The sequence below is a fragment of the Bradyrhizobium sp. 23 genome (genome assembly GCF_023073295.1).
GTDB lineage: Bacteria > Pseudomonadota > Alphaproteobacteria > Rhizobiales > Xanthobacteraceae > Bradyrhizobium > Bradyrhizobium canariense_D.
On sequence record NZ_JADPJF010000064.1, the window covers coordinates 48,411 to 74,566 of the forward strand.

Sequence of the window (26,156 nt, forward strand, 5' to 3'; positions counted from 1 at the left end):
GCCCGTGATGACGTAATTGGCATAGAGAAAGCCGGGCATTGCCGCGATCTCGGCCGGCACGGATTCGACCGCGTATTGCAGCGTGAAGGGACGCCGCACCAGCATCGAGCCGAGCGAGATGACGAAGATGCCGATGTCGACCGACAGCTTGACACCGAGCGTGCCAAGCGCCGGGTCGAACAGCGCGAGGTGGAGGCCGATTGCGGCGAATAGCAGCGCCGAGCCCATAGCCAGGATCTTCACCGAGCGACCGCGCACGACATCGATCGCCACGGTGGCCAGACAGGTTGCCGAGGCTACGAATACGCTGATCGTGGCAGACGTCATCAGCATCAGGAAAGTGAAGGCGCCGTAGGGCGCGAGGATCAGGAAAATCGCCATGGTTCGCCTCGGTCAGGCCTTATCTTTACGATGTAAAGATCAATATGTCAGGAGCGAGGCGGGGTCAAGTAGAATCTTTACAGTGTCAAAATGACGTAAGCGACTTCCAAAAATCGAATTGCTGCAACGGCTTGGTCGGCCATCTCATCGATGAAGCCGGCCCAGGACAGGTGCGGCAGCACAGGTAACGCACAGGCGATCGAGAGGACGAAGGCGAGCAAGATACCGCCGTTGAAGATGGTTTGGCCGCTCCGCCGCGGCCGGATCATCGGGAGCGTGATCCCGGCGCAGATCAGGAACAGGATCAGGACAGCGAGGCGGTCCGCGGTGATCGAGGGCATATGCATGAGAGACCTTTTGGTGACATCAGCGATGTCGAGAGGAGAGCTACCGCGCGCCGACCCAACTGCCGTGAAAACCGTCGGGCACGCGATGGCCGAGCTGCACCAGCGCGACGGGGCCGGCCTCGACATCCTTGGCATTGAACACGGCGAGGTCGCTGCGGTTTTCCCGCGCGCGCCAGACCACCGCCAGCAGCCAGCCGTCGCCTTCCGCCGCATCTTTCGACCGCTCGACGAAGACCGGCTCTGAGATGGTGTCGCCGGCCGGCAGCAGATAATGGCCGAGGCGCGTTCCATTGCCATCGACATGGACGACGCCGGACAGCGCGCCGAACATCGGCAGCTTCGGATTGGCGCAGGCGTACCAGCCGTGACGGCTCTTCAATCCGGCGCGGCGGTCGTCGATGCGCGGGAATTCGCCGGTGAGATCGTCGAGATAGGTCTGCTGGAAGCGGTCGGTCTTCCCGGCAAGATTGAAGGTCCAGCGGCAGTGGCGAGCGAAGGATTTCTCGGGATTGGTGGGCGTGCCGTCGGGATGCGTAAATAGTGGTGCTTCCTCGAACTGCATGACGTCCGCGATGATGCGGTCACCGTCCTCCCAAGCATTCATGACGTGGAAGACGTAGCAGGCTTCAGCACGAAACCAGACGATGTCCTTCGCGCTGCCCTTGCGCTTGATCACGCCGACATAGGCGCCCTTGTCCGGCTCCCAGGCATAGGGCGGCCGCCCACTGATCGCGCGCTCCATGCTGCCGGTGATGGGCAGGATCGGAAACAGCACGTGGTTCTCGGTGACGATGAAGTCGTGCACCATGCTGGCATAGGGCGCCTCGAAACGTTCGAAGCGCGTCGCCTTGCCGGACGCGCCGATCGAGCCGTAGGAGAGGGCAGGCGTCAGCGGACCCGCGGCGTTGTAGCCGAAGAACACCAGCTCGCCGGTGACGGGATCGATCTTCGGGTGCGCGGTGAAGCTGCCGGCGACACGGCCGTGATAATTGTGATAGCCGCGGGTTGCGAGCGTGCCCGGATCGATCTCAGTCGGCAGATGGGCTTCTTCCAGCGCAAGCAGCTTGCCGGCATGGAAGATGATGTTGGTGTTGGCGACGCCGCCGTCGGTGAGATCTTGCGGCGCATCCGGCAGCTTGCGGCCGAAGCCCCCGAACAACGCGCGGCCGGCATCGTGCTCGGCCAGCCATTTCGGCGTACGGACCCAGCGATTGCGATGGCTGGCGCGGCCGTTCTCGAGGTGAAAGGTGTGCAGCATGCCGTCGCCGACGAACCAGTGCGCGCCGGGCGAGTCGAACTGCGGATTGGGGCCGTTGCGATAGAGCGTGCCGTTCAGTTCGCGCGGCAATTCACCGATGATTTTCAGGAAGGGCGCGTCGGCCTCGAACGGAATCGGACCGAGGTTGTGGCGGCGTTCGGCAACGGCGTCCTGCTGCACGGCGTATCCCTTCCTTATCTTTACATCGTAAAGATCAAATAGCCGTACGAGGGGTTCTGGTCAAGTGAAATCTTTACACTGTCAATATTGCATCCTATAGCTGGCCCATGGGCAAGAGTGAGATCAGGACAGAAACCGCGCGCGGTGCGCGTACTTCAAAGAAGGCGAGCGCGCCGGCGCGTCCCGCGCGACGACCGGCGAGCGTCAAGTCCGAGGCGCCCTATCACCACGGCGCGCTGCGCGAGGCGCTGCTCCAGGCCGCCGAACGGGTGCTGGAGCGTGACGGGCTCGCCGGCCTGACATTGCGCGCGGTGGCGCGCGAGGCGGGCGTCTCGCACGCCGCGCCCACCCATCATTTCGGCGACCTCACCGGGCTTCTCAGTGAGCTCGCGGCCGTCGGCTTCCGCCAGTTCAATGCGGCGATGGCGTCGTCCTCTGACACCGCCACCACCCCGCTTGAGCACGCGCTGGCGCGGCCGAAAGCCTATGTTGCCTATGCCCAGGCTCATCCCGGCATGTACGGCATCATGTTCCGCACCGAGCGCCTCGACTATTCCAGGCCGTCGCTGCACGAGGCCGCCGAGGCGTCCTTTGCGGGACTCGCCAATGCCGTCGGCATGATGCGGCAGGAGCAGATCCGCGGCGACGCGCTGACGCTCAATCAGGGCGCTGCGATCGCGCGCGCCTGGTCGATGGTGCACGGTTTTACGATGCTGCTGCTCGATGGACGGCTGGAGGATATTCTGGGGCGTCTGCCCGAGGGCACGACTCCCGAACGCCTGCTCGAGGCCATGCTGATGTCGCCCGTGACGGGGAAGCCGCCGGGCCCCTGATCGATTGCCGGCGAGCGCCTAGCGCATCGTCGCGAGCTCGACCGCGCGGCCGCGTGCGCCTATGATCTTCACCTCGTCCTTGCCGCAGGTAAAGCTGCGGGCGAACTCGTCCGCGGCCTTGCGCGCGAGCTCATTGGCGTTCGGGTTGGCGATCGCGTCGACATAGGCGACGTGGCAGACGGGGCCGGGTGGCAGCCGGGTCACGATGAGCATGGCCTTGGTGTTCGGCCGCCCCTGCTTGTCGGGATCGGTGCCATCGGCGATGTGCCAGCGCTGGATCATCGCAAACGGCTTGGCCCCAGCGGTGCGCCATTCGACGGTGGTTTCGGACGAGCTGAACGGAGCGAACCAGACTTTAGCCGCCGGTTCCTCGGCCGCGGCCTCGCGATTGCGGCCGACGGAGACGATTTCGCGAAGATCGTCTTCGGCGATCAGGACCACGAGGCCATCCTTGCCCTTGCAGACCCGCGTGGTGCTGCCGTCGAGCTCGCTGGGCTTTCCGATCTGGCGGCAATCCTTCGGGGCCGTCGAGGTATATTGGCTGCCCACGGATCGGGCGTCGGCTCGGTCGAGACCACTGCACATCAGCAACATGGCCAAGAGCAATAAGGCCAAGCCTGCGGTGGTGATGCGGAACATGACGACGCCTTTGATCGAGTGGGAACTCCGTACCATCAGACGTCTTGATTGTGGGCAAGGTTCAAACGGGGTCAACAGACACCTGACAGCGGCGCGGAATCGTTCTAGAAGAGCGGCTTCGCTTGGGCTCTTTCAGCCTCGTTCGCGTCCTCGTTTTTCGTGATCATGCCAGCCACCTCGTCCAGCAAACCTTATCGCGTCGGCCGCTCGAAAACCGGGCTCGGCCTCTTCGCCACCAAGCCGATCAAGAAGGGCACCCGGATCATCCGTTATTACGGACCGATCCTGGACTCCCGGATTCCCGAGCACGACGACATCGAGAACAAATACCTGTTCGAGCTCAACGGTCGCTGGACCATTGACGGCTCCGTGCGCAAGAACCTCGCGCGCTACATCAACCATTCGTGCAGGCCCAACGCCGAATCCGACGTGCGGCCGCGCGAGCGCAAGGTTTTCATCCGCGCCATCAAGAACATCGAGCCGGGCGACGAGATCAATTACGACTACGGCACCGATTATTTCAAAGCCTACCTGAAGCCGATCGGCTGCAAGTGCGAATCTTGCGAGAAGAAGCGCAAGAAGCTGCGCGCCGAGGCGCGGGCCGAACGCGCCAAGGTGAAGGCGCGCGCGGAGCGCAAAGCCGAGAAGGCGAGCGTGAAGTCCGCCAAAAAGAAGAAGCTTAATGGTCATGCCGTCGGCAAGGCGAAGGGCCGCGCGCGGGCCTAGCCTGAGTTCGAGCTTCTGGCATAACTGTCATGCCCCGCGAAAGCGGGGCATTCAGTACGCCGCAGCTCCGTATGCGACGACTACCTCTGGAATACTGGGTCGCCCGGTCAAGCCGGGCAACGACAGCGAGTGATGTGGCCTCAGGCAGCCAGCACACTCCCGCTCCTGCGCAATCCCACATATTGCAGTTCGGCAAACACGCCGGTCGCGATCGCCTGCGCCACGACCATGAGCTCGCCGGCAAGGTTCGGCGACACCGCGCCCGAGAGCAGCAGCGCAATGCTGCCGACGGTCCAGGCCGCGTTGCCGACCACGACCAGCAGCACGAGCGGCTTTGCCACGGAGGCGCGTGAGGCGAGCCAGCCGACCAGCGCCGTGTAGGCGATCAGGAACAGGCCGGTCTCGCGCAGCAGCGCTTCGGGTAGGTTGAACAGCGAGGCGAACGCGCTGGCGCCGAACGTGAAACCGAGAGCGGCCACGCCGCTGAAGATCGCGTCGGCAAGAAGCGCGCGGCGAAGGAAGGTGGATGCGTCGATCATCGTGGGTCTCCATGGTTGGGGTGGGCTCGAGGTGAAACTCAGTGCAATCCACGCCACCAGGCGCGGAGCAGGCGGGCGAGGCGGAACGGGCAGAGGCTCCTGCCGACGCTGTGCTCGAAGGCCGTGACCTGCGCGACGACGTAGTCGCCGGTCGAATGCACCAGCGGCTCCGGCATGTTGAGGCTGCGCGCCAGCATCCGGGTTGCGAGCGCCATGGCCCAGGGAACTAGCTGGTCTGTGACGGTCCGGTAGAGCAGCAATGCGATCATGGTCGTCTCCTGTTGCGACCCAAGATGCGCCGGCCCGAGCCCCAATTCGATTACCTCCGACGTAATGGAAGGGCCGAAATCTGCGTGCTAGGTTTTCGACCATGAACGCACATGCATCCACGGCACAGGCCGAACGCAGCCAGCCGGTCCATATCGGCGACCATTTGCGCGAATGGCGGCAGCGCCGCCGCATGAGCCAGCTCGATCTCGCCGGTGAGGCCGAAATCTCGGCGCGGCATTTGAGCTTCGTCGAGACCGGTCGCGCCGCGCCCTCGCGCGACATGGTGCTCAGACTCGCCGAACGTCTCGACGTGCCACTGCGCGAACGCAACGTGCTGCTGGTCGCCGCCGGCTATGCCCCGGCCTTTCCGCAACGCACGCTGGAGGATCCCGCCTTGAAATCAGCCCGCCAGGCGATCGACCTCGTCCTCAGGGCGCATGAGCCGAATCCGGCGCTGGCCTATGACCGGCACTGGAATCTGGTCTCCGCCAACCGCATGCTGGCGCCGCTGCTCGCCGGCATCCCGCAGCGGCTGCTCGGTCAGCCCTTCAACGTGCTGAGGCTTGCCTTCCATCCCGAGGCGCTGGCGCCGCGCACGGTCAATCTCGCGGAATGGTGCGGACATCTCCTGGAGCGGCTGCACCGGCAATGCGAGGCCACCGCCGATCCCGAGCTGATCAAGCTGTATAACGACTTGAAGGGTTATCCGATCCCGGCGCGCGCGGCGCCGCTGTCGAGCGACAATGTCGCGATCCCCTTCAAGCTGCGCCACGAGGGGGAGATACTAAGTTTCTTCTCCACCACCATGGTATTCGGTACGCCCGTCGACATCACGCTGTCGGAGCTGGCTCTGGAAACCTTCTTCCCGGCCGACGAGCGCACTGCCGAGCGGCTGAAGCAGATGGCGGCTGGCTTGCAGTAGTGCCGTTTACAGGAGGCGGTGGCGCTCGCATAATCCCCGGATGGACACACGCTCGTCCCGGCCATTACGGTCGGCCAATCCGGTCGGCGACCTTTTGCGCGGCTGGCGCATGCGCCGTGCATTGAGCCAGGCGGAGCTGGCGTTCGAGGCCGGCATTTCGATCAAGCATCTGAGCTATGTCGAGACCGGCAAGTCGGCGGCAAGCCGGGAGATCCTCCTGCAGCTCGCGACCGCCCTCGGTTTGTCGCTGCGTGATCGCAATGCGCTGCTGGAGGCCGGGGGTTTCGCGCGACTATACGGCGAGCGCGATCTTTCAGCGCCGGAGCTTGCCGACGCGCGGCGCGCGATCGATCTTCTGCTCCGGCGGCACGAACCGTTTCCCGCGATCGTGACCGATCGGCGCTGGAACGTGATGGAGGCCAACTGCGCCGCGTCGCGGCTGATGACGATGCTGCTTGGGCAAGAACGCATGCAGCGGCCGCTCAATCACATGCGCATGTTCCTCGCGCCGAACGAGCTCAAGCCGTTCGTCGAGAATTGGCCCATCGTCGCGACCGCGTTGTTGTCGCGTGCGCGGCACGAAGCGATGGCTGCACCGCTCGACGAGGCCCTGCAATCGACGTGGCGCGAATTGACGCGGCTGCCGGAGCTTCCCGCACTCAGGATCGAGGACAACGTCGCGCCGGGGCCGCTCTGCGAAGTGCGCTTACGAAAGTGCGACGCCCGCATCGGTCTGATCGGTGCGGTGCCGACGCTCGGGACCCCGCAAGACGTGACGCTTCAGGAGCTTCGCGTTGAAATGTTCATGCCGGCGGATGCCGTGTCCGAGGCCACTCTGATCGCGCTTGCGGCTCAGGAGGCCTGAGCTCGCTCGGCGTCGCGGCGCTCAAAGCTCACGGCTTGCATCACCTCCGCAAACGGACCTTTGAGATCGCTCAGTGTCGCCATGGTCAGGCCCGCGCCGTTGGTGCCGACGCGCGTGGCGGCGCGGATCAGGATCCATTCGCTCTCCGGCGGTCGGAAGAAGTAGAGGCTGATCTCGGGATTGATAAAGGTCCAGTTGCGCATGTCGACGATCTGCGCAACGCCGCTCGAAAAGTCCGCGGCCTGCACCGCTTGGAGCAGTGGTGTGTTCGGTTCGCCCTCCACCAGGGGTGCATCAAGTCGCATCCAGGCGGCGGCCGGGCCGGGCTTCTCCAGCGCGCCCTCGATCAGCCGCACCGACACGTTCTGGAAATACCGGCTCCATTTCTGCGCGAAGGCCGGCGGTGCTGCGCCTGTCTCAGGCGTCTTGTCGATAGTCGCGGGCCTGGTGAAGGGATCGACGGGCGATTCTCCGCTCGGCGCCGTCAAGAGCGCTGTGCAACGGCCGATCTCGGTCTCTCCGTCCATCAGCCGCACCTGGGCGGTCTTGGCCTTGCGGCCGTCGCGCAACAATTCGGTGGTGGTCTGGAAGACGCGCAGGCCCGCCGGTCGCCACAGGTCGAAGGTCAGGCGCCGCACCGCGAAGCCGGATTCGGTGGCGAGACGGTCGATGTCGCGGGTCATCAGGGCGGTGGTGGCGCTTCCCTGCAACATGTCAGGCGACCACGGGCCGCCGGCATGCTCCGTAGCCCGGAACTGCTGGCCTTCCGGCTTGAAAATAGCGGTCATCGCGGTTTCCCCTCGTGCTTGATCGTGGCCGCGAGTATCGGGTCGGGTGAGGCCTGTCACAATAACCGCAGAGGTGAAGTCGTGAGCCATGCAGGACCGGTGCCTTGCGCCGCCTCCGGTTCGGTTTATCTTCCGACGAACCCGTACCGTCCGAAGGAGACGTCCGACATGAGCACGTTGAAACCGCTTCAGATCGACGTCGTTTCCGACGTGGTGTGCCCCTGGTGCTATATCGGCAAGCACCGGATCGAGAGTGCGCTGGCGCTGGTGCCCGATGTTCCGGTCAAGCTCAATTTCCGTCCCTTCTTCCTCAATCCCTGGGTGCCGTCCGAGGGCATCAGCCGGGAGGAGTATCTCACCAAGAAGTTCGGCTCGGTCGAGGCCTACAAGGGCATTGCGGGACGCGTCGTTGCGGCCGCGGGCGAAGAGGGGCTCGTCTATCGGCCCGAGCTTGTCGCGCGTCAGCCCAACACCACCGACTGCCACCGCCTGATCCTCTGGGCCGAGGCGATCGGCAAGGCGCCCGAGATGAAGCAGCGCCTGATGGAGCTCTACTTCCGCGACGGCGGCGACCTCACCGATTTGAACGTGCTTGTGCAGGCGGCTGCCGATGTCGGCCTCGATGCCGACGACGTGCGCCGGCGCCTCGCCACCGACGAGGACGTCGCGCGCGTATCGGCGGACGCGCAGGAAGCCGCCGAGAAAGGCATCTCCGGCGTGCCGACCTACGTGTTCGCGCAAAAATACGCCGTCTCCGGCGCGCAGGATCCCAACATGCTCGCGCGCGCCATCCGCGAGGTCTCGGCGGAGATCAACGCCGAGGCGGCGGAGTAGGAGCTATCCTATTTACGAAGCAGGCGAACTGCGCGACGCGCCGCCGCGTAGGCGATGCCGTGCGCCGCGAGCGCTCCGTGAACCAGCGCCACGATGGGGTCGTTCCGCCGCAACGGTATCAACACGTCGCCGACGGCGAAGCGCCCGCGCCAGATCGGATTGATCATGGGGTGATCGGCGCTCGCCGTGGAATCCGCGCTGGCGATGGCTGGATCGGCGCAGAGGCGGCGGGTGAGCTCGAGTGTAAGCTGCACGCCCGGCGAATATCTTGCGAAGCGCTCGTCGATGCCGAGCTTGAAGAAGAAGGCGCGGTCCTGGTGGCGCAGCACGATGCCGGCGGCCACCGGCGTCGCGCCGGCGCGAAGGCTGACGATCTCGCATTGCGCGGTTTCCGCCAGCGCGCGAGCGGCGCGGCGGATGAAGGTTGCATCGCCCGCGTGCTGGACCAGCGCGGTTCCGCGCTTCCCCTTCCAGCCGCTGGCTTCGAGCTGCAAAAATGTCTCGAGCGCCGGCCCGATCTCGTCGGGGCTGCGCGCGACGTCGAACACGATTGCGCCGTGTTCTTCGAGGCGATGCCGTTGGCGGCGTAGCTCCTTGAGCTTTTTGGTGCCGAGCGCGTCGCGTAGCAGCGTCTCACCGTCCTGGGTCGCGTCGAGGCTGGCGCGGATGTAGGAGTTGAGGAGGCGCGGCTTCAGGCCGTCGCGATTCAGAACCTGGCTGAGGGCGGTCATTGCCGCCCCAGCGAGCGCGACATCGTTCAGCACGAGCGCATGCGCCCCGTTTGCGCGGGCCTGCTGCAACAGGCGCGCCGCTGCCTCGATCGGGGCATCGCGGTCGATCAGCGGGCTGCACAGCGTACCATAGGGATGCGCGCTCACCAGCGCGGGCAGGGGGATCTTCCATGCCCGCCAGAGCGAGATCACCGGCATCAGCCCGATCAGCCGCGATCCATCGTATGCGGAAAGCGCCGAGGCATCGGTGCGGCCGCGCGCGGTTGCACTGACAGCGAGCTCCCAGCCCGGCAGGTAATATCCGTTCGGCTCGATCGCGCGCTGCGCGAGTGCGCGCCACTGGCCGGGTTCGATCGCGGTGAGCGGGACGCGCGCGCGCGCCGTCGCGGCATGCTTTGCCGATGCCGGATTGATCGCAGCCTGGTGCGCGATATCGACCACGTCCCGTCGTCCCCGTTCAGGAGGCCATGCTTAGCGCAAAGATTGGAAAATACAGTTGGGACACCGCTTCAATTCGAGTGGTAATATTAACGTTTCGTTGAGCATCCGGCCGCGAGCCGGCCGGATGCGCCGATGGATACGCCAGAATTGCTCTCGACACGGAGGATCATCATGGTCGCCACATCTTTTACGCCGATTGCGTCGCTCCTTGGCGGCGCGTTGATCGGCCTGTCCGCCGTGCTGCTGATGTGGACGACGGGGCGAATCGCCGGGGTCAGCGGTATCGCGGCGCGGCTGTTTCCGCCTTACGAGGATCGGCAATTCGCCGGGCGGCTCGCCTTCGTAGCGGGCCTTATCGTCGCGCCCGTTCTGGTGCGCCTTGTCACGGGAGGCCTGCCGGCGCAAACGATCGGCGCCGGAACGCCGCTTCTGATCGTCGCGGGATTGCTCACCGGCTTCGGCGCGGTGTGGGGCAGCGGCTGCACCTCTGGCCACGGCGTCTGTGGCTTGTCGCGGTTGTCGGTGCGATCGCTAGTCGCGACCATGACGTTCATGGCGGCGGGCATGGCGACCGTCTTCGTGATGCGGCACTGGAGCTGACCGCGATGACGATCCTCATTCAGTTCGCGATCGGTGTGGTCTTTGGCCTTGGTCTCATCGTCTCAGGCATGTCGAACCCGGCAAAGGTCCTGAATTTCCTGGACGTTGGCGGCATCCCGGCAGGAACGTGGGACGCGAGCCTGGCCTTGGTGATGGCTGGCGCGGTCGCGGTGACCTTCATTGGCTTCAGCCGCGTCTTGAAACTCGCAAGGCCTGTCTTCGCCGACCGCTTCTATGTCCCAACGCGAAACGATATCGATCCGAGAATTATCGCCGGTCCCGCCATCTTCGGTATCGGCTGGGGCCTCGTAGGCTTTTGTCCAGGCCCGGCATTGACCGCGCTCGGATTTGGCTCGGCCTCCGCCTTCATCTTCGTCGTCGCGATGTGTGCCGGCATGGTGCTCGCCCGCTTCATCGCGCAGCTCCCGTCGGCAACGCGTATTGTCACGCCGGGAAAACCGCTCGAGATCTGACATGGACAGGACCGGGCGAGTTATCTCGTCCGGTCCTGCATTTCATGGCTTCATCGACTACCAGCGATCGCCGACACCAACGCCAACACTGACGCCGGGTGCGCGGATGCCGACGCCGCCGCGCGGACCATCGTCCCAGTCGCGATAGGTGCGGCGCTCATAGTAGCGGTCACGCGGCATCGTCGCGTAGGAGTCGCGCACGATCACACGCGAGCCGCCGCGGGTGCGATAGCAATTGCCGGAATCGTCGCAGACCAGCCGCACTTGCTGGACGAGATCGGGGCTGGTGTATTCGCTGGTCGTATAGACGTCGGCGGCCTTCGCGCCGCTCACCGCTGCCAAGGCTCCAACGCCAGCCAGCAACGCAATCGTGAATGTCCTCATCATGTCCTCCTCGAAACTGCCCTCGGCGGTAACAAGAAGGGGAGGCCATGATCGTTCCGGCAAAATTACAGGTTTTTCCCGGAACCGGATCGGACGTCGGCTTCATCCGTTTCCTAGATCGGCTCGTAGCTTTCCGATCCGCAGATGTCGTCCGCTTCGGCGCGGCGGCGATCGACCACCTTTCCGCCTGATATGGTCACGATGTAGGTCTGTGGCCCGAGCGGCGATCCGGTCGCCGAGGTGAGCTGGGCGCGGACGCAAGCTGTCCAGCCCGGTCCTCGTACCTCACGATGGGGTGTGGCGACATGCACCTCACGCGGATAGGACGTGCTGAGGAAGACGACTTCGATCTGCTCGCGCACGACGCGTTTGACGTCGGGGGGCGATTCGGGCGGCGGCTGCTCGGCCTCCTTCATGCGCATGAACTCGGGCACCGGTGCGCGGCTGTCGGCAAACCCGCAGGCCCCGAGCGCGAGCGCGCTGGCCAGCAGCGCGGCATGAGCAATAATCCGTAACATCCGTGAAGGTCCCCTGCGGGCCAAAACATAGGCACGAATGCGATCCGACGAAGACCCGGCCGATCAAAATTTGCTGAAGCCAAGATTTCCTGAAGCCAAGATTTCCTAAAGCCCTGGAGCCCGCGGCATTGGCTATTCCATGATTGCCGGCTAGTTTGTACCCCAGACGAGGGGGATTGCGCCCATGAGGATTTTGGTCATAGCGGCCGCCGTGCTGGCGCTGGCGGTTGCCTCCGCGCAGGCGCAGATGGGTGGTGGCAGGCGTCAGCCTAACGAGGGCGGCCAGAAGGCGGACAACAAGCCCAAGGTCGACGAGAAGGCCTACAAGGCCGCACTCGAGCGCATTCCCGAGTCCAAGGAGAAGTACGATCCGTGGAGCGGGGCGCGTCCGCCCGAACCTGGCAAGAAGGCGAAATAGGTGAGGCGGGCCTTGGCGACCCGCTCCTGCTATTTGGCCGCTCTCATCCCGCTCCTCTTGTTTTCGTCGCGGCCAGGCATCGCCTGGGAGAGCTGGGGTGGCGATCCCGGTGGCTCGCGCTTCTCGCCATTGCGAGAGATCACGCCCGACAATGTCGGCAACCTGGTTCGGGCCTTCGAATTCCACACGGGCGATCTCGCGGCGCGGCCGCCCGGGGTGATGCGGCGAACCAAATTCCAGGCGACGCCGCTGTTCGTCGAGGACAGCCTGGTCTTCTGCTCGCCTTTCAACGAGGTGATCGCGCTCGATCCCGGTACGGGCGCGCAGAAATGGCGTTACGATCCCAGGATCGCGATGAACCAGCGTCCCGCCAACCGCTACGTCTGCCGCGGCGTCACTTACTGGATCGACGATGAGGCGCCTGTAGATGCCGCATGTCGATCGCGTATCTTCATGGGCACGAACGATGTTCGCCTGATCGCGCTCGATGCGAAGACGGGAATCCCCTGTGCCGGCTTCGGCGAGGGCGGTGAGGTCAGGCCCGACATTGGCATGAAGCTGGAATGGCCGGGCGAATTCCAGATCACCTCGCCGCCGGCGGTCGGCCGCGGGGTCGTCGTGGTCGGCTCCGCGATTGGCGACAACCGCCGCGTCGACGCGCCGAGCGGTGTGGTGCGTGCGTTCGATGCGCGTAGCGGTCAGCCGCGCTGGACGTTCGAGCCGCTCAAGCGCGACGGCATCGAAGCCGGTCACGCCAATGTCTGGGCGCCGATGTCGGTCGACGCGGTGCGCGGACTGGTATTCCTGCCGACGTCCTCGCCGTCGCCGGATTTCTGGGGCGGCAAGCGGCCGGGCAACAACGAACATGCCAATTCGGTGGTCGCGCTGCGCATCGAGACGGGCGAGCTCGTATGGGCATTCCAAACCGTGCATCACGACGTCTGGGATTACGATCTGCCGGCGCAACCGACGCTCACGCGCATCGACGCCGGCGATGGTCAGCGCGATGTCGTGATCCAGCCGACCAAGCAGGGCTTTGTCTTCGTGCTCGATCGCGACACCGGCAAGCCGGTGTGGGCGGTCGAGGAGCGCAGCGTCCCGCAGGGGGCCGCGGAAGGTGAACGGCTGTCGCCCACGCAGCCATTCCCGACGCATGTGCCACCGCTGATGTCGCAAAAAATCTCGGCTGAGGATGCGCTCTCGCTCGTTCCTAGCCTGCGCCGCTCAGCATGCGAGAAGCAGTTTGCGGAGGCACGCAACGAGGGCCTGTACACGCCCCCCTCAACCCAAGGCACGCTGGAGTTTCCCTTCACCGGCGGCGGAGTGAACTGGGGCAGTGCGGCCTTCGATCCCGTCAACCAGGTCCTCTATGCCAACACCAGCCGGGCCGTTCATCTCATCAAGCTGATTCCGCGGGCGGAGGCGGTCGGATTCGATCCTCCGCCCGGTCATGATTTCGGCCAGCAGACGGGTGCGCCGTTTGCGATGTCGCGTGCGGTGGCAATGTCGCCGCTCGGGCTTCTTTGCAACAAGCCGCCCTGGGGCGAGATGGTCGCGGTCGATCTGAAGGCCGGCAAGATCCTCTGGCGTTCGACGGTCGGCACCACCGAGGATCTCGCCCCGCTCGGCGTGCCGCTGCCGTGGGGTGCGCCGCTCGTCAACGGGCTCGCGGTCACGGCAGGTGGGCTCGTCTTCACCGGAGCGATGGATGCCTATTTGCGCGCCTTCGATGCGCGCAGCGGCAGGGAGCTGTGGCAGGGTCGGCTGCCCGTGCCCGGCGTCGCCAATCCCATGACCTATCTCTGGAAGGGCGAGCAGTATGTCGCGATCGGCGCCGGCGGCCACTCCGAGGCAGGCACCTCGATCGGCGACAGCGTCGTTGCGTTTCGCCTGGCACGGCCGGGCGAGGGGCCGTCGCTGTGGTCGCGTACGATCGATCGCCCCGGTGGACGATTTTTTGCGGCATCATCGGCGATCGCGGTCGCGATCGTCGCGCTCGTGGTTGCAAGCCTGCGCTGGCGTCGCCGACGTCGTGTCGCGCGAACATGACGCAGCATCAGGCGCGCGATGCGAATGATCGTTCACATCGTATGCACTACTGTACGAAAGCGAGGCCGATGCGCCTGTCGCTACGCCAGACAGGGCGGCATTTTCGCACGAAATTGTCGCGCGCGATCGCGAGCGTGAAGGATTGCGGCAATGTGACGAGGGCATCGAGGTCGATTGCGGCGCCGTCCGCCGACATGTTTCGCACCGTGCATGTGATGCCGCTGTTTTCAAAGGTGATCTTTCCACCCTTGAAAACACGGTAACGCTGCGCTGCACGCTTGTCGATCATCCGCGTCAATCCATAATGATCTTTGTGAAGTAGTGCATAGAAATTACGTTGAACTAAACTCAATACTGGCGCTACTTGCACAGCGCTTCAGATTTCGTTTACGACGTCGAAGCGGAAGTCACTCCGCGGATTTTTCCCCAAGCCGTTCCTTTGTGGCGCTACGCGCCGATGGAGATATTGATGAAGACCACGTTTTCGCTTCTGTTCGCCGCAGCGCTCTCGCTCTCGTCCATGCCCGCCCACGCCACCAAGCTCGATCTCGCGACCATGAGCTGCAAGCAGTTCCTGGAGAGCGGCGACGACACCATCAAGATGGTGCTGACCTGGATGGACGGCTGGTACAAGGGCGACGAAGAGAATGCGATCATCGACACCGACGTATTCGTCGAGAACGCCAAGCAGTTCGGCAGCTATTGCGGAAAAAATCCCAACGTCAGCATTGTCACCGCGGCTGACGAAGTGCTCGGCAATTTCTGCCGCGTGTCGGCACGACGCGCGATCACAACCGCGCTTCCCGTCTCGACATGACGCCATTGAGAGCCGCGGTGCGCATTGCGCTCACGCGGCTTTCTTCTTTCGGATGATGCTCACCCCGGCAGCATCGCGAACGCGCTCGACACCATCGCCACCGGCTTGTTGTCGGTGGCCGAGAGCAGCGTGACCCGGCCAAAGCTCATGGTGCGTCCGAGTCGCACCACGCGGGCGTCGGCCAGCACGTCCGACGAGGAGACCGCGCGCATGAAATGCGTGGTCTGGTCGACCGTCGTCATCGGACGATAGCCGCGGTTGGCGGCTAGGTTCGCGATCACCATCGCGGTGTCGGCGAGCGCCATCAGGGCCTGGCCGCAGACCACACCACCGTTGCGGCACAGCCGCTCCGAGAACGGCATGCGCAGGAGCGCTGCCGGCTGCCAGTCCGGCACGTCCGGCGGCGGCAGGTGATCGATGCGCTCGACCGACAGGTTGAGATCCTGGACCCAGGGCGCAAAGACTTCGCCGAGGATGCGTCGGGCCTGATTGATGCCGAACTCGGCTTCTGGCTGCGATGGCATTGCTGTCGTTCCCTCCTGTATTGCCGGATGTTCGGCATTTCGAGCGGACCGGCGCGGCAAAGTCGCCGGTCTGCCGCGGGTCCCGTCGGCTTGAAAATGCCTGACTTCGCCCGGTATGATGCCATGGAGTGGGTATGGGTGGGTGATGTTGCGTAGGTATGTCCTCGTATTTTGTCTGGCCGGGCTCGGCCTGTTGCTGAACGGGTGCACCAAGTGCGGCCCGATCTGGGACGACTGGCTCCACGCGCCGAAATCGTGCAGATCGGACCGGCTCTAGCGGGCCGAGCGGCCCCTGCGGTTGTGGCAGGGGTGACAAGGCGCGGGCGACCCGCGCCGCCATGGATGATCAAGGAGTCAATGATGAAGCTTTTCCGTATGGCCGCGGTGCTGGCTGTTCTGGCGGGACCGACCGTGCTGGCGGGACCGGCTTATGCGCAAATGCCCAATCTCAATTTGCTGCAGGAGGGGCCTGGCAAGACCCCCGAGGAGAAGGCCGCTGAGGCCGAGCGTGACAGGGCTTACAAGGAAACGCTGAAGAAGATTCCAGACTCCAAGGCGTCCAACGATCCCTGGGGTGGCATGCGCTCCGACCCGCCGAAGCCGTCGGCGGCGCCAAAGGCGTCGGCCGCAACCGGTGCGCCGAAGAAGAAGTCCGGCACGACTGCCAATTGACCTTCCGCCCGAGCGGCGGCGGTTGAATGCCTCCGGCCGGGACTCCTCTTTGATCGGCCTGCTTCCTACATTGCGCGGGAGTGTATCGCGTCGAGGAGAGCAGAACATGGCCGATCGTCCGCGGGATCTCGCCGAGCGGATGGCGCGCCGGCGAAAAATGGGCGGCAAGCCCGGCCCGACGGCCGGCGACGGCTATCTGCGCGAGACCTTCACGCTGCCGCGCGCGGCGGCACGGGAGAGGGCGCAGGCTTTCTTCGCCCGCTACCCCAAGGCCGGCTATATGAGCGCGGTCGAGACCTGGCGCGAGCTGCCCGGCGGCGACATCGAATTCACGATGCGGCGGCTGCCCAGCGCGGATTAGGGCCGGCCCCTATTCGAAGGTTTCGGATGTGATGCGGATCCGGAATACGGGCTCCTTGGCCTCGTCCAGCAACTCCATATTCCATTCGGAATTTTCCTGGAGCTTGCGGGCGATGCCGGCGGCCATGTCGGCGCAGACGCTGGTCATCTCCTTCCAAGCCAGATCGCGATCGGCAAATTCCGACGCCTGGTCGGCACAGCCGGAATAGCGGCCGTTCCGGATTCGAAAGAAGTAGAGCGGCATGGTTCGCACCGATCGCGCCTGATGGCTCCGTCCCCACGGCCATAATCCCGGCAGTCCAATCCCAAACCGTCGGCAGATCAATTGCGGTCGGCTACGGAATAGCCCCATGGACGCCAGCCCACCGATCTCGGTCCGACGGCTCAGGCCGTGTCGCGTCCGATCGCCTTCAGCTCCCGATCGATGCGCAGCTGCACCCGTCGGATCGCCAAGAGATCGATCTTGGTCTCAGTCTTGCCGGTCTTGATCTGCTCGCCGATCCGGAACTGCCACTGCCAAATGCCGGGAATTGCCGTCTTGGCGACGGTGAACTCGATGCCCCTGTGATTCATGGGCCATCTCCCACGATTCACTTCCATCACTGAGAACATGCTGGGCGGCATAATATTCCAAGAAAGCCAAACCTGTCGGTAAGCCCCGGATCGCTCACGGCTATCGCGCAAACGCACGCGCTCTGGAACATACGAAATCGAAATTCGAAAGACGCCGGCCGCCCAGCGGCGGCGCGACCTCATGCCCGTGGTTCTCCGGCCAAGAACAGAGTTCCTGGGATGGGTAAGGGCACCTTCCGGAACGCGGCGGCATGTGCCTTGCTTGGCCCGATGCGGCTAAGCAACATGGACGCGTCATGCCGGGCATTCCCCGCCGCTATTCTCATTTCGTGTTCGGAATCATCCAGTCGGGACTGACCTCGCTGATCGCCGCGGGCATCGCCAGCTTTCCCGCAGGGAACGCGCTGGACTTCCTGGCGCACTGGATGGTGTCGTGGCTGATCGCATGGGCGGCGATGCTGCCGATAGTGCTGCTCGCAGCGCCGGCGATCCGCGCCTTCTCGCTGCGGCTGACGCAGGAGGAGGGCGGTTCGCAAACCGGCCGGCCGGCATGAAAATCGGAATGAAAAAACCCCGCTTGGGAGAACCAAGCGGGGAGAAGGTTATTGGAGGCTGAGGTGCTGGGCTGCAACACCATAGCCGGGCGACCCTAGCCGGCTCAGCTTACGACAGCCTGACAAGGCCCGACGGTGGCAGCAAAAGCCGGAGCGCGGGGGCCGCAGACTGGCCCCGCACCGGTCCCAATTTCGACATCCGTTCGCACAACTCAGGACACAACCGCAGGCGAGATTTCGCGGCGACGGTGCTGCCATGGGGGAAACGTGGCGTGCCGGCAACGGGGTGGCATCATGGACAACGTAGAGCGGTCATTCGCCGCCGCGACGGCGGCTGGCTTCGTCGTGCTGGTGATCGGCATCGGGTTGCTGGTTCTGCTGTAGGCGCTGTTGGGTGCGGGAGATGGCTCCGAGGGTGGAAAGGCCCGTGCGCGCCTTTCAAAAATCGCGAAAACAACCCCATGCACAGTAGCGTGCCTACAAATTTCCCCGCCCAATCAATGGCTTACTGGTAGTATTTAGATACCATATCGGCTCGGATTCGCCTTTCACGGCCATCCGAATCCCGATACCCGTGCCGATTCCCTGAGATCAACGGGCTGCCGCTCCGGCACCGTCGCCAGCGCGGTCCCAGCGGCCTAATGAACCTTGATCGCGTCCAGCGGCAAACGGAGTTCGGCGGCACGCTCTTCGCGGTCTTTCTTGCGGAACTCGTTTTCCTTGCGCTCGAACTTGCTCAGCTCCTCCCGCGCCGCCTCCAGCAGCGGAGTGCGCCGGGTCGTATCGTGATGCGTGTTGTCCGTCATGACTGAAGTCCCCTCAGTTGCGGTCCCATCCAAGAGTCCATCCAGGAGAAGGCCGCAGACCGCGAAAGGTTCGTGCCGCAGGATGACGGAATTCTGACGGTGTGCGGGTCATCCGTCTTTGATGCGCGTCAGCCAGAGCGTGCAAATTCCCAAAAGAACATATTGCGAACCTAGAACAAATAGGGTACATTGTTTTTATCGCCGCGCCGCCTCGCCAATCGTTTGTCCCTCACGCGAATCCTCGTCATAAGGAGCACGACCCGATGTCCACCACTGCCTTGCGTATCGTCGAAGGATCCTCCATGGACAAGAGTAAAGCTCTCGCCGCCGCGCTCTCCCAGATCGAGCGTCAGTTCGGCAAGGGCTCGGTGATGAAGCTCGGCAAGAACGACCGTTCGATGGATGTCGAGGCGGTCTCTTCGGGCTCGTTGGGGCTCGATATCGCGCTCGGGATCGGCGGCCTGCCGAAGGGGCGCGTCGTGGAGATCTACGGGCCGGAATCCTCGGGCAAGACCACGCTGGCGCTGCACACGGTGGCGGAAGGGCAGAAGAAGGGCGGCATCTGCGCCTTCATCGACGCCGAGCACGCGCTCGACCCGGTCTATGCGCGCAAGCTGGGCGTCAATATCGACGAGCTCCTGATCTCCCAGCCGGACACCGGCGAGCAGGCGCTGGAAATCTGCGACACGCTGGTGCGCTCCGGCGCGGTCGACGTGCTGGTGATCGATTCGGTCGCGGCGCTGGTGCCGAAGGCCGAGCTCGAGGGCGAGATGGGCGATGCGCTGCCGGGTCTGCAGGCGCGTCTGATGAGCCAGGCGCTGCGCAAGCTGACGGCGTCCATCAACAAGTCCAATACCATGGTGATCTTCATCAACCAGATCCGCATGAAGATCGGCGTGATGTACGGCTCGCCGGAGACCACCACCGGCGGCAACGCGCTGAAATTCTATGCTTCCGTCCGCCTCGACATCCGCCGCATCGGCGCGATCAAGGAGCGTGACGAAGTGGTCGGCAACACCACGCGCGTCAAGGTCGTCAAGAACAAGCTGGCGCCGCCGTTCAAGCAGGTCGAGTTCGACATCATGTACGGCGAGGGCGTCTCCAAGATGGGCGAGATCCTCGATCTCGGCGTCAAGGCCGGCATCGTCGAAAAATCCGGCGCATGGTTCTCCTACGACAGCCAGCGTCTTGGCCAGGGCCGCGAGAATTCGAAAGCGTTCCTGAAGGCCAACCCCGACATCACCGCCAAGATCGAGACCTCGATCCGCCAGAACTCCGGCCTGATCGCCGAGCAGATTCTGGCCGGCAGCCCCGAGCGTGACGCCGACGGCGAGGAGCCGGCGGACGAGTAAGCTTCAACAGTAAAGTTTTTCGCGAGGAGCGGGCGCTGAGGACGTTGAGTTGCCGACGTCTTCGGCGCCTGTTTCGTTTGGCGTGGGGGCACCGGGTGGTGCGATGAAGCGTCTGATCTTGACCAGTTCGTCCGGAGGCCAGCTCGCACGATCCGGGTTGGCGGAGCTTGTCATCTCATCCTCGTTTCACTTTGAGTGGGGACCGCTGCCCTCGCCCGAGAAGCTCGCAGCCTATTTCGCGCCGCGTTCGGCGAATCTCGGGCCTGGTGATCATTGGTCTGATTGGGGCATCCGGTGGCCCAAGAGCATCAAGGATCGCAAAGACTTGTCCCTTGCGGACTTCTGCGAGCAATATGACTTGGTTGAACTTTGGTTCGACCCAGCTCCCCGGGATCAATTGCAGCTCGTCTGCCTGCTGGACCACCTCAGCTCCTGCTCCTCGCTGGTGCCAAAGCTTCGACTTCGACTTGTCTCATCCGAGCTGACGACAGCACACGGTGAGGATCTCGCTGCGTCCGAGCCGCACATCCATGTCGTGCCTGTTAGGGACCAGGAGTTCGAGACTGCCCGGTTGGCGTGGTCGGCCTACCGTGCGATGACCCCTGAGGCGTGCGTCGATCTCCTTCACCAGGATCTCAGTGCATTGCTGATGCTGCGCCCGGCCTTGCTCGATCTCTTGGCAGAACTGCCGTCGCCTTTCACGGGTCTCGGTGCGACCGAGATGCGATTTCTGGAGCTCCTTGCCAGAGGGTTTGCAAACACGAATGCGTTGTTTCACCTGCGCTCGCAACGGCGCACATATGTGTTCGGAGAATTTGAGTTGGGTTCGTTGCTCGAGGGGCTCGCGCTCGGCCCCAACCCCGTAGTGGCCGGGTTGGGCGACGAACTGCGCACGATCGATCGCGAAAATTTAAGAGCTCGGCACGAGGTCTATCTCCGCAGCCGGTTGTCGTTGACCGAGTTCGGCAGGGCCGTCCTGGCCCATCAGGAAGATTTCAGTCGCCACAATCCGATCGATCGCTGGTGGGGCGGCACGCACCTGACCAATGATCGGCTGTGGCGTTACGGTAATGTTTTGACGAAGCCTTGAGACCACGGCATGACGCGGCTCATTGTCACGACCGACTCGTCCATCGCCGGCGCTATTCAACAGGCGGGCCTTGCCGACCTCGTGATTGCCATCGAGCGCCGGCTGGTCTGGGGACCGTTGCCAGCCGATGCAGAGCTGGACGCATTCTTTGCGCCGCGTACGACACAGCCCCGCGGGCTTCACTGGCTCGACGATACGCCGTCCTGGCGTCTCGAGGAATCAAGCGTGAAGGATCGAGGACTGATTGAACTGCTCGCGGAATATGACACGGTCGAGTTTTGGCGAGGGCCGGAGCCAAATGCGCAATTGATCCTGCTCTGGCTGCTCGATCATTGGGGCCGCCGACACGATGCAAATCCCGACTTTGTCGTGCGCTCCCTGTTCTTGGGTGTCAGGGATGTCGACCCACCGCGAAGCGAACTCTACCCGCCGGCTGTCGCGATCACACCTCGTCAACTCAAATCGGCCAAGCGTGCATGGCGGGCCTATCGCGCGTCGGCCCCGCAAAGGTGGCGGGATCTCTTCAAGACGGATTTGAGCTGGCTGCCACAACTCGCCCCCCACGTGAGGGCTCTTCTCAACGAGCTTCCGCGCCCCGCCTCAGGCCTTGGAGCCACCGAAGCGCGAATACTCCAGCTCATCGCGCGAGGCGGCATGCAGCCTTTCGATGTCTTTCCGGGCCACCAGAAGTGCAACGGGCTGGATGTGTATGGTTATTGGGAAGTTGGAGCGCTGCTTGACGGCCTTGCGCGGTGCGAGAGGCCGGCGGTGTCCGGACTGGATGAAGGTCCGTTTTCGCTAGAGATGCACGACGATTCCAGTCAGTTCGATCGGTACAAGCGATCGCAATTGACGCTGACCGAGTTCGGTAAGGCGGTGCTGGGAGGCGACCAGGATTTCCGCCGGTACAACCGGATTGATCGCTGGTGGGGCGGCACTCACCTGACCAACGAGCGGCTCTGGCGGTGGGACCCCGAGACCCGCTCGTTGGTTGCGCCCAAAATGCGTGTTCCGTGCCGGAGGGTGGGTTAGCGAAGTGTAGCCCACCTCTTCCATTTCGCCAGAGACAGAAGTGGTGGGTTACGCCAGCGACTGCGCTTCGCGCAGCCGGTGGCTAACCCACCCTACAAACGGTTACTCCGCCGCCTCCGCGTAATCGCTCACGGGCGGGCACGAGCACACCAGATTGCGGTCGCCATAGACGTTGTCGACGCGCCCCACCGGGCTCCAGTATTTGTCGGTGCGCGAGGTGCCCGCGGGGAAGCAGCCCTCGGCGCGGGTGTAGGCGCGCTTCCAATCGTCGTCCGCGATGTCATGCACGGTGTGTGGGGCATGACGAAGCGGCGACGCCTCGATCTTGAAGCGGCCTGCTTCGATCTCGGCGATTTCCTTCCGGATCGCGATCATGGCATCGCAGAAGCGATCCAGCTCCGCCTTGGATTCCGACTCGGTCGGCTCGATCATCAGCGTGCCCGGCACCGGAAAACTCATGGTGGGCGCATGGAAGCCGTAATCGATCAGGCGCTTGGCGATGTCGTCGACGGTGACGCCTGAGGTCGTCTTCAGCGCGCGGGGATCGACGATACACTCGTGCGCGACGCGGCCCTTTTCGTTCTTGTAGAGCACCGGGAAGTGCGCATCGAGCCTTGCTGCGACGTAGTTGGCGTTGAGGATCGCGATCTCGGTGGCGCGCTTGAGGCCTTCGCCGCCCATCATCAGAATGTAGATGTAGGAGATGGTGAGGATCGAAGCCGAGCCGAACGGCGCGGCCGAGACCGGCCCCACGGGCGCTTTCCCATCCGTCGCGGGATGACCGGGCAGGAACGGCTTGAGGTGCGACTTGACGCCGATCGGGCCCATGCCCGGGCCGCCGCCGCCATGCGGGATGCAGAAGGTCTTGTGCAGGTTGAGATGGCTGACATCGGCGCCGTAATCGCCGGGCCTGCTAAGGCCGACCTGCGCGTTGAGGTTGGCGCCGTCGAGATAGACCTGCCCGCCATGGCCATGCACGATCTCGCAGATCTCGCGGATGTGCTCCTCGAACACGCCATGGGTCGAGGGATAGGTGATCATGACCGCGGCGAGGTCGTTCGAATGCTTCTCGGCCTTGGCGCGGAGATCATTGACGTCGACGTCGCCGTTCTTCTCGCAGGCGACCACCACCACGTCCATGCCGACCATCGCGGCCGAGGCCGGGTTGGTGCCGTGCGCGGAGGAGGGGATCAGGCAGATCTTGCGATGCGTCTCGCCACGCGCCGCGTGATAGCCGCGGATCGCGAGCAGCCCGGCATATTCGCCTTGCGCGCCCGAGTTCGGCTGCAGCGAGATCGCGTCATAGCCGGTGATGTCGCTCAGCCATTTTTCCAGCCGCGCGAACAGCGCGTAGTAGCCCTTCGCCTGCTCAGGCGGGGCGAACGGATGCAGGCTGCCGAATTCCGGCCAGGTCAGCGGCATCATCTCGGTGGTCGCGTTCAGCTTCATGGTGCACGAGCCGAGCGGGATCATCGCGCGGTCGAGCGCGAGGTCGCGGTCGCTGAGCTTGCGCATGTAGCGCAGCATCTCGGTTTCCGAGCGATGCGCGTGGAAGACGGGGTGGGTGAGGAAAGAGGTCGCACGCTTGAGCGTCTCCGGCAGCGCCTCGCGCGTGGTGGCGTCGATCTCGGCGTATGCAAGCTGCCCGCCGAAGGCGCGCCAGACTGCTTCCACCGTTGCGGGCGTGGTGGTCTCGTCGAGCGCGATCCGCAATGCAGTTTCGCCAGCGCCGAGATTGATCTTCTCGGCCGCCGCGCGCGCCACGATTTCGGTACGCTTCGCCCCTGCATCCACGCTGAGCGTGTCGAAGAAACTGTCGGACTGCAGCGCAAAGCCGAGCTTGCGCAGGCCGGCAGCCAGCACCGCCGTGCGGCGATGCACATTGCGCGCGATCTGCGAAAGGCCTTCGGGGCCGTGATAGACCGCATACATCGAGGCGATCACGGCGAGCAGCACCTGCGCGGTGCAGATGTTGGAGGTCGCCTTCTCGCGGCGGATGTGCTGCTCGCGGGTCTGCAGCGCGAGGCGATAGGCCGGCATTCCGCGCGAATCCACGGAGAGGCCGACGATGCGGCCGGGCAGCGAACGCTTCAGCGCATCGCGCACCGCCATATAGGCTGCGTGCGGCCCGCCATACCCCATCGGCACGCCAAAACGTTGCGCCGAGCCGATGGCGATGTCCGCGCCGAGCTCGCCGGGCGAGGCGAGCAGTGTCAGCGCCAGCAGATCGGCGGCAATGATCGCGAGTGCGCCCTTGGCCTTCAGGCTGGCGATCGCGGGCCTGAGGTCGCGCACAGCGCCTGACGAGCCCGGGTATTGCAGCAGCGCGCCAAGCACGTCCGTCTTGTCGAGATCGGTGAGGGGGTCGCCGACGACCAGGGTCCAGCCCAGCGGCTCCGCGCGGGTGCGCATCACGGCGAGCGTCTGCGGATGCACGTCCTTGTCGACGAAGAAGGCCTTTGCTTCGACCCGCGAGTGCCGCTCGGCGAGTGCCATCGCTTCGGCGGCCGCGGTGGCTTCGTCGAGCAGCGAGGCGTTGGCGACGTCGAGCCCGGTGAGGTCACAGATCATGGTCTGGAAGTTGAGCAGCGCCTCCAGCCGGCCCTGGCTGATCTCGGGCTGGTAGGGCGTGTAGGCCGTGTACCAGGCCGGGCTCTCCAAGATGTTGCGCTGGATCACCGCGGGCAGGATCGTGCCAGAATAGCCCTGGCCAATCAACGAGGTGAAGACCTGGTTCTGGGCGGCGAGTTCGGCCATATGCGCGATCGCCTCGGTCTCGCTCAAGGGCTTGCCGAGATCGAGTGGAGCAGTCTGCCGGATCGAAGCCGGCAGCGTCTGCGCCATCAGCGCGTCGACGCTGTTTGCGCCGACGGCCTCGAGCATCGCGGTGACGTCGCGCGTGGAGGGGCCGATGTGGCGGCGAACGAAGCTCGTGGTATCGCCGTTGGATTTGCGGTGCGCGGTCATCATGGGTCCTCGCTAGGAGTTGCTGTCATCGCCCGCGAAGGCGGGCGATCCAGTACGCCGCGGCCTCTCGGCTGTAGCCGAAGCGGCTGCGTTTACTGGATGCCCCGCCTTCGCGGGGCATGACAGTGAGTATGGGGAGACGGCTCGGCTCATATCTTCACGCCGTATGGGCCTTGTACGCCGCTTCATCCATGAGGCCGCCGAGCTCGCTCTTGTCGGCCATCTTGATCTTGAAGAACCACGCATTGCCCTGCGCGTCCGAGTTCACCAGCGCCGGCTCGCTCGCGAGCTCGGGGTTGGTCTCGAGCACCTCACCGCTAACAGGCGCGTAGACGTCCGATGCGGCTTTGACCGATTCCACGACAGCGGCGGCTTCCGCCTTCTTCAGCACGCGGCCGAGCTTGGGCAATTCGACGAACACGACGTCGCCGAGCTGCGATTGCGCGTAGTCGGTGATCCCGACGGTGGCGACATCGCCGTCGATCGCGAGCCATTCGTGGTCGGAGGTGTAGAGCGTCGTGGTCATTTTCTCGGTCCTCAGCGTTTGTAGGTGTTTTTCACGAAGGGCATGGCGGCGATTTGCACGGCCAGGCGTTGGCCGCGCACCTCGGCGAAGAGTTTTGTGTCGATCGCGCTCGATGCGGTGGGCACATAGCCCATCGCGACCGGCGCATTCAGGCTCGGGCCGAAACCGCCCGAGGTGACCTTTCCGATCGGCTCGGCGGAGGTCGCATCCGCAAACAGCAGCGCGCCTTCGCGCACCGGCGCGCGGCCCTCGGTGCGCAGGCCGACGCGGCGGCGGGATGCGCCATGGTCGAAATGGGCGAGAATCTTTGCCGCGCCGGGGAAGCCCCCGCCACGCGCGCCGCCGGTGCGGCGGCTCTTCTGCACCGACCATTCCAGTGCCGCCTCGACCGGCGTGGTCGCGGTGTCGATGTCGTGGCCGTAAAGACAAAGCCCGGCCTCGAGCCGCAGGCTGTCACGGGCGCCGAGCCCGATCGGCATGACGTCAGGATTGTCCAGCAGGGCCTTGGCGAGCCGTTCGGCATCGCCGGCAGGAACCGAAATCTCGAAGCCGTCCTCGCCGGTATAGCCGGAGCGCGAGACGAAGCAGTCGAGGCCGGCAACCTTGTGCGGGCCGGAATCCATGAATTTCATGGCGGGCGCCTCTGCACATAATTTCGCCAGCGCCGATTCCCCCTTCGGCCCCTGC

General features: G+C 64.4%; 34 protein-coding genes. 16 read left to right on the top strand and 18 right to left on the bottom strand.

Features of this window, described 5'->3' with window-relative positions:
• From IVB32_RS15210 to IVB32_RS15220, 3 genes are all read right to left on the bottom strand, one after another.
• Positions 1-381, bottom strand: a 381-nt coding sequence (locus tag IVB32_RS15210; protein ID WP_247410676.1) for a hypothetical protein, incomplete at its 3' end; no start/stop codon positions are given.
• A gap of 77 nt (positions 382-458) precedes the next feature.
• Positions 459-728, bottom strand: a complete 270-nt coding sequence (locus IVB32_RS15215; RefSeq protein WP_026233167.1) for a hypothetical protein — start codon at positions 726-728, stop codon at positions 459-461.
• 40 nt (positions 729-768) lie between these two features.
• Complete coding sequence (locus IVB32_RS15220; protein WP_247368178.1) at positions 769-2,166, bottom strand: carotenoid oxygenase family protein; 1,398 nt, start codon at positions 2,164-2,166, stop codon at positions 769-771.
• 107 nt (positions 2,167-2,273) lie between these two features.
• Between IVB32_RS15220 and IVB32_RS15225 the strand changes: the two genes are divergently transcribed.
• The gene (locus tag IVB32_RS15225; RefSeq protein ID WP_018456399.1) at positions 2,274-2,999 is read left to right on the top strand and encodes a TetR/AcrR family transcriptional regulator; all 726 of its coding nucleotides are present in this window, start codon (positions 2,274-2,276) and stop codon (positions 2,997-2,999) included.
• 18 nt (positions 3,000-3,017) lie between these two features.
• On the opposite strand, the gene IVB32_RS15230 is transcribed toward IVB32_RS15225, so the two are convergent.
• Entirely contained in the window at positions 3,018-3,638 is a 621-nt protein-coding gene (locus tag IVB32_RS15230) for a hypothetical protein (RefSeq protein WP_018456398.1), read from the bottom strand.
• Positions 3,639-3,803: 165 nt separating this feature from the next.
• On the opposite strand from IVB32_RS15230, the gene IVB32_RS15235 reads away from it, so the two are divergent.
• Positions 3,804-4,364, top strand: coding sequence for an SET domain-containing protein (locus IVB32_RS15235; RefSeq protein ID WP_018456397.1), 561 nt, complete (start codon positions 3,804-3,806; stop codon positions 4,362-4,364).
• A 140-nt stretch (positions 4,365-4,504) separates the two neighbouring features.
• Here the strand turns inward: IVB32_RS15235 and IVB32_RS15240 are convergent, their stop codons facing one another.
• A complete protein-coding gene (locus tag IVB32_RS15240) occupies positions 4,505-4,903 on the bottom strand; it encodes a hypothetical protein (protein WP_018456396.1) in 399 nt (132 codons plus the stop codon).
• A 38-nt stretch (positions 4,904-4,941) separates the two neighbouring features.
• The gene (locus IVB32_RS15245) at positions 4,942-5,172 is read right to left on the bottom strand and encodes a hypothetical protein (protein ID WP_026233166.1); all 231 of its coding nucleotides are present in this window, start codon (positions 5,170-5,172) and stop codon (positions 4,942-4,944) included.
• Positions 5,173-5,273: 101 nt separating this feature from the next.
• On the opposite strand from IVB32_RS15245, the gene IVB32_RS15250 reads away from it, so the two are divergent.
• Together IVB32_RS15250 and IVB32_RS15255 are read left to right on the top strand one after the other, a co-directional pair.
• Positions 5,274-6,095, top strand: coding sequence for a helix-turn-helix transcriptional regulator (locus IVB32_RS15250; RefSeq protein ID WP_018456394.1), 822 nt, complete (start codon positions 5,274-5,276; stop codon positions 6,093-6,095).
• 40 nt (positions 6,096-6,135) lie between these two features.
• Positions 6,136-6,960, top strand: a complete 825-nt coding sequence (locus IVB32_RS15255) for a helix-turn-helix transcriptional regulator (RefSeq protein ID WP_256466580.1) — start codon at positions 6,136-6,138, stop codon at positions 6,958-6,960.
• Here the strand turns inward: IVB32_RS15255 and IVB32_RS15260 are convergent.
• Positions 6,948-7,748 carry a thioesterase family protein gene (locus IVB32_RS15260; protein WP_018456392.1) on the bottom strand — a complete coding sequence of 267 codons (801 nt, stop codon included), beginning with the start codon at positions 7,746-7,748 and terminating at the stop codon, positions 6,948-6,950. The genes IVB32_RS15255 and IVB32_RS15260 overlap by 13 nt on opposite strands.
• Before the next feature lie 168 nt (positions 7,749-7,916).
• On the opposite strand from IVB32_RS15260, the gene IVB32_RS15265 reads away from it, so the two are divergent.
• Positions 7,917-8,582, top strand: coding sequence for a DsbA family oxidoreductase (locus IVB32_RS15265; protein WP_247368172.1), 666 nt, complete (start codon positions 7,917-7,919; stop codon positions 8,580-8,582).
• Between the two features lie 8 nt (positions 8,583-8,590).
• Here IVB32_RS15265 and IVB32_RS15270 read toward each other — a convergent pair whose 3' ends face one another.
• Positions 8,591-9,754, bottom strand: a complete 1,164-nt coding sequence (locus IVB32_RS15270; protein ID WP_018456390.1) for a GNAT family N-acetyltransferase — start codon at positions 9,752-9,754, stop codon at positions 8,591-8,593.
• A gap of 171 nt (positions 9,755-9,925) precedes the next feature.
• Between IVB32_RS15270 and IVB32_RS15275 the strand changes: the two genes are divergently transcribed.
• Positions 9,926-10,354 (top strand): YeeE/YedE family protein, encoded by a 429-nt coding sequence (locus IVB32_RS15275; RefSeq protein ID WP_085396317.1) that lies wholly within the window; start codon positions 9,926-9,928, stop codon positions 10,352-10,354.
• 5 nt (positions 10,355-10,359) lie between these two features.
• On the top strand, positions 10,360-10,827 hold the full coding sequence (locus tag IVB32_RS15280) for a DUF6691 family protein (protein WP_247297238.1): 468 nt from the start codon (positions 10,360-10,362) through the stop codon (positions 10,825-10,827).
• 57 nt (positions 10,828-10,884) lie between these two features.
• Here the strand turns inward: IVB32_RS15280 and IVB32_RS15285 are convergent, their stop codons facing one another.
• Both IVB32_RS15285 and IVB32_RS15290 read right to left on the bottom strand, forming a co-directional pair.
• A complete protein-coding gene (locus tag IVB32_RS15285) occupies positions 10,885-11,211 on the bottom strand; it encodes a hypothetical protein (RefSeq protein WP_026233162.1) in 327 nt (108 codons plus the stop codon).
• Between the two features lie 113 nt (positions 11,212-11,324).
• Positions 11,325-11,729, bottom strand: a complete 405-nt coding sequence (locus IVB32_RS15290; RefSeq protein WP_018456386.1) for a hypothetical protein — start codon at positions 11,727-11,729, stop codon at positions 11,325-11,327.
• A gap of 184 nt (positions 11,730-11,913) precedes the next feature.
• Between IVB32_RS15290 and IVB32_RS15295 the strand changes: the two genes are divergently transcribed.
• Together IVB32_RS15295 and IVB32_RS15300 are read left to right on the top strand one after the other, a co-directional pair.
• Positions 11,914-12,147 carry a hypothetical protein gene (locus tag IVB32_RS15295; protein WP_247297239.1) on the top strand — a complete coding sequence of 78 codons (234 nt, stop codon included), beginning with the start codon at positions 11,914-11,916 and terminating at the stop codon, positions 12,145-12,147.
• A 33-nt stretch (positions 12,148-12,180) separates the two neighbouring features.
• A complete protein-coding gene (locus IVB32_RS15300) occupies positions 12,181-14,196 on the top strand; it encodes a pyrroloquinoline quinone-dependent dehydrogenase (RefSeq protein ID WP_247297346.1) in 2,016 nt (671 codons plus the stop codon).
• A gap of 46 nt (positions 14,197-14,242) precedes the next feature.
• On the opposite strand, the gene IVB32_RS15305 is transcribed toward IVB32_RS15300, so the two are convergent.
• Positions 14,243-14,485, bottom strand: a complete 243-nt coding sequence (locus IVB32_RS15305) for a PilZ domain-containing protein (protein ID WP_247410680.1) — start codon at positions 14,483-14,485, stop codon at positions 14,243-14,245.
• Between the two features lie 180 nt (positions 14,486-14,665).
• On the opposite strand from IVB32_RS15305, the gene IVB32_RS15310 reads away from it, so the two are divergent.
• Positions 14,666-15,013, top strand: coding sequence for an HdeA/HdeB family chaperone (locus IVB32_RS15310; protein ID WP_247368170.1), 348 nt, complete (start codon positions 14,666-14,668; stop codon positions 15,011-15,013).
• A gap of 59 nt (positions 15,014-15,072) precedes the next feature.
• Here IVB32_RS15310 and IVB32_RS15315 read toward each other — a convergent pair whose 3' ends face one another.
• Complete coding sequence (locus IVB32_RS15315) at positions 15,073-15,537, bottom strand: PaaI family thioesterase (protein ID WP_247297241.1); 465 nt, start codon at positions 15,535-15,537, stop codon at positions 15,073-15,075.
• 360 nt (positions 15,538-15,897) lie between these two features.
• On the opposite strand from IVB32_RS15315, the gene IVB32_RS15320 reads away from it, so the two are divergent.
• Together IVB32_RS15320 and IVB32_RS15325 are read left to right on the top strand one after the other, a co-directional pair.
• Complete coding sequence (locus IVB32_RS15320; RefSeq protein ID WP_026233159.1) at positions 15,898-16,209, top strand: hypothetical protein; 312 nt, start codon at positions 15,898-15,900, stop codon at positions 16,207-16,209.
• 106 nt (positions 16,210-16,315) lie between these two features.
• Entirely contained in the window at positions 16,316-16,570 is a 255-nt protein-coding gene (locus IVB32_RS15325; RefSeq protein WP_007612182.1) for a hypothetical protein, read from the top strand.
• Positions 16,571-16,579: 9 nt separating this feature from the next.
• Here the strand turns inward: IVB32_RS15325 and IVB32_RS15330 are convergent, their stop codons facing one another.
• Together IVB32_RS15330 and IVB32_RS15335 are read right to left on the bottom strand one after the other, a co-directional pair.
• The gene (locus IVB32_RS15330; RefSeq protein WP_018456379.1) at positions 16,580-16,813 is read right to left on the bottom strand and encodes a hypothetical protein; all 234 of its coding nucleotides are present in this window, start codon (positions 16,811-16,813) and stop codon (positions 16,580-16,582) included.
• Positions 16,814-16,953: 140 nt separating this feature from the next.
• Positions 16,954-17,142: a hypothetical protein gene (locus IVB32_RS15335; protein ID WP_247297242.1), complete on the bottom strand. Its 189-nt coding sequence runs from the start codon at positions 17,140-17,142 to the stop codon at positions 16,954-16,956.
• A gap of 296 nt (positions 17,143-17,438) precedes the next feature.
• Here IVB32_RS15335 and IVB32_RS15340 point away from each other — a divergent pair, with 296 nt between their 5' ends.
• Positions 17,439-17,696: a DUF2798 domain-containing protein gene (locus IVB32_RS15340; protein WP_018456377.1), complete on the top strand. Its 258-nt coding sequence runs from the start codon at positions 17,439-17,441 to the stop codon at positions 17,694-17,696.
• Positions 17,697-18,334: 638 nt separating this feature from the next.
• On the opposite strand, the gene IVB32_RS15345 is transcribed toward IVB32_RS15340, so the two are convergent.
• Positions 18,335-18,502: a hypothetical protein gene (locus IVB32_RS15345; RefSeq protein WP_247297243.1), complete on the bottom strand. Its 168-nt coding sequence runs from the start codon at positions 18,500-18,502 to the stop codon at positions 18,335-18,337.
• Positions 18,503-18,765: 263 nt separating this feature from the next.
• Here IVB32_RS15345 and recA point away from each other — a divergent pair, with 263 nt between their 5' ends.
• From recA to IVB32_RS15360, 3 genes are all read left to right on the top strand, one after another.
• Positions 18,766-19,854: a recombinase RecA gene (gene recA / locus IVB32_RS15350; protein WP_026233157.1), complete on the top strand. Its 1,089-nt coding sequence runs from the start codon at positions 18,766-18,768 to the stop codon at positions 19,852-19,854.
• A 103-nt stretch (positions 19,855-19,957) separates the two neighbouring features.
• Positions 19,958-20,944: a hypothetical protein gene (locus IVB32_RS15355; protein WP_247368167.1), complete on the top strand. Its 987-nt coding sequence runs from the start codon at positions 19,958-19,960 to the stop codon at positions 20,942-20,944.
• A gap of 9 nt (positions 20,945-20,953) precedes the next feature.
• Positions 20,954-21,976: a hypothetical protein gene (locus tag IVB32_RS15360; protein WP_247410682.1), complete on the top strand. Its 1,023-nt coding sequence runs from the start codon at positions 20,954-20,956 to the stop codon at positions 21,974-21,976.
• Between the two features lie 102 nt (positions 21,977-22,078).
• Here the strand turns inward: IVB32_RS15360 and gcvP are convergent, their stop codons facing one another.
• The 3 genes from gcvP to IVB32_RS15375 form a co-directional block, all read right to left on the bottom strand.
• Positions 22,079-24,943: an aminomethyl-transferring glycine dehydrogenase gene (gene gcvP, locus IVB32_RS15365; protein WP_247297348.1), complete on the bottom strand. Its 2,865-nt coding sequence runs from the start codon at positions 24,941-24,943 to the stop codon at positions 22,079-22,081.
• A gap of 157 nt (positions 24,944-25,100) precedes the next feature.
• A complete protein-coding gene (gene gcvH, locus IVB32_RS15370; protein WP_085349374.1) occupies positions 25,101-25,469 on the bottom strand; it encodes a glycine cleavage system protein GcvH in 369 nt (122 codons plus the stop codon).
• A gap of 11 nt (positions 25,470-25,480) precedes the next feature.
• A partial coding sequence (locus tag IVB32_RS15375) for a glycine cleavage T C-terminal barrel domain-containing protein (protein WP_276576776.1) occupies positions 25,481-26,156 on the bottom strand: 676 nt, incomplete at its 5' end.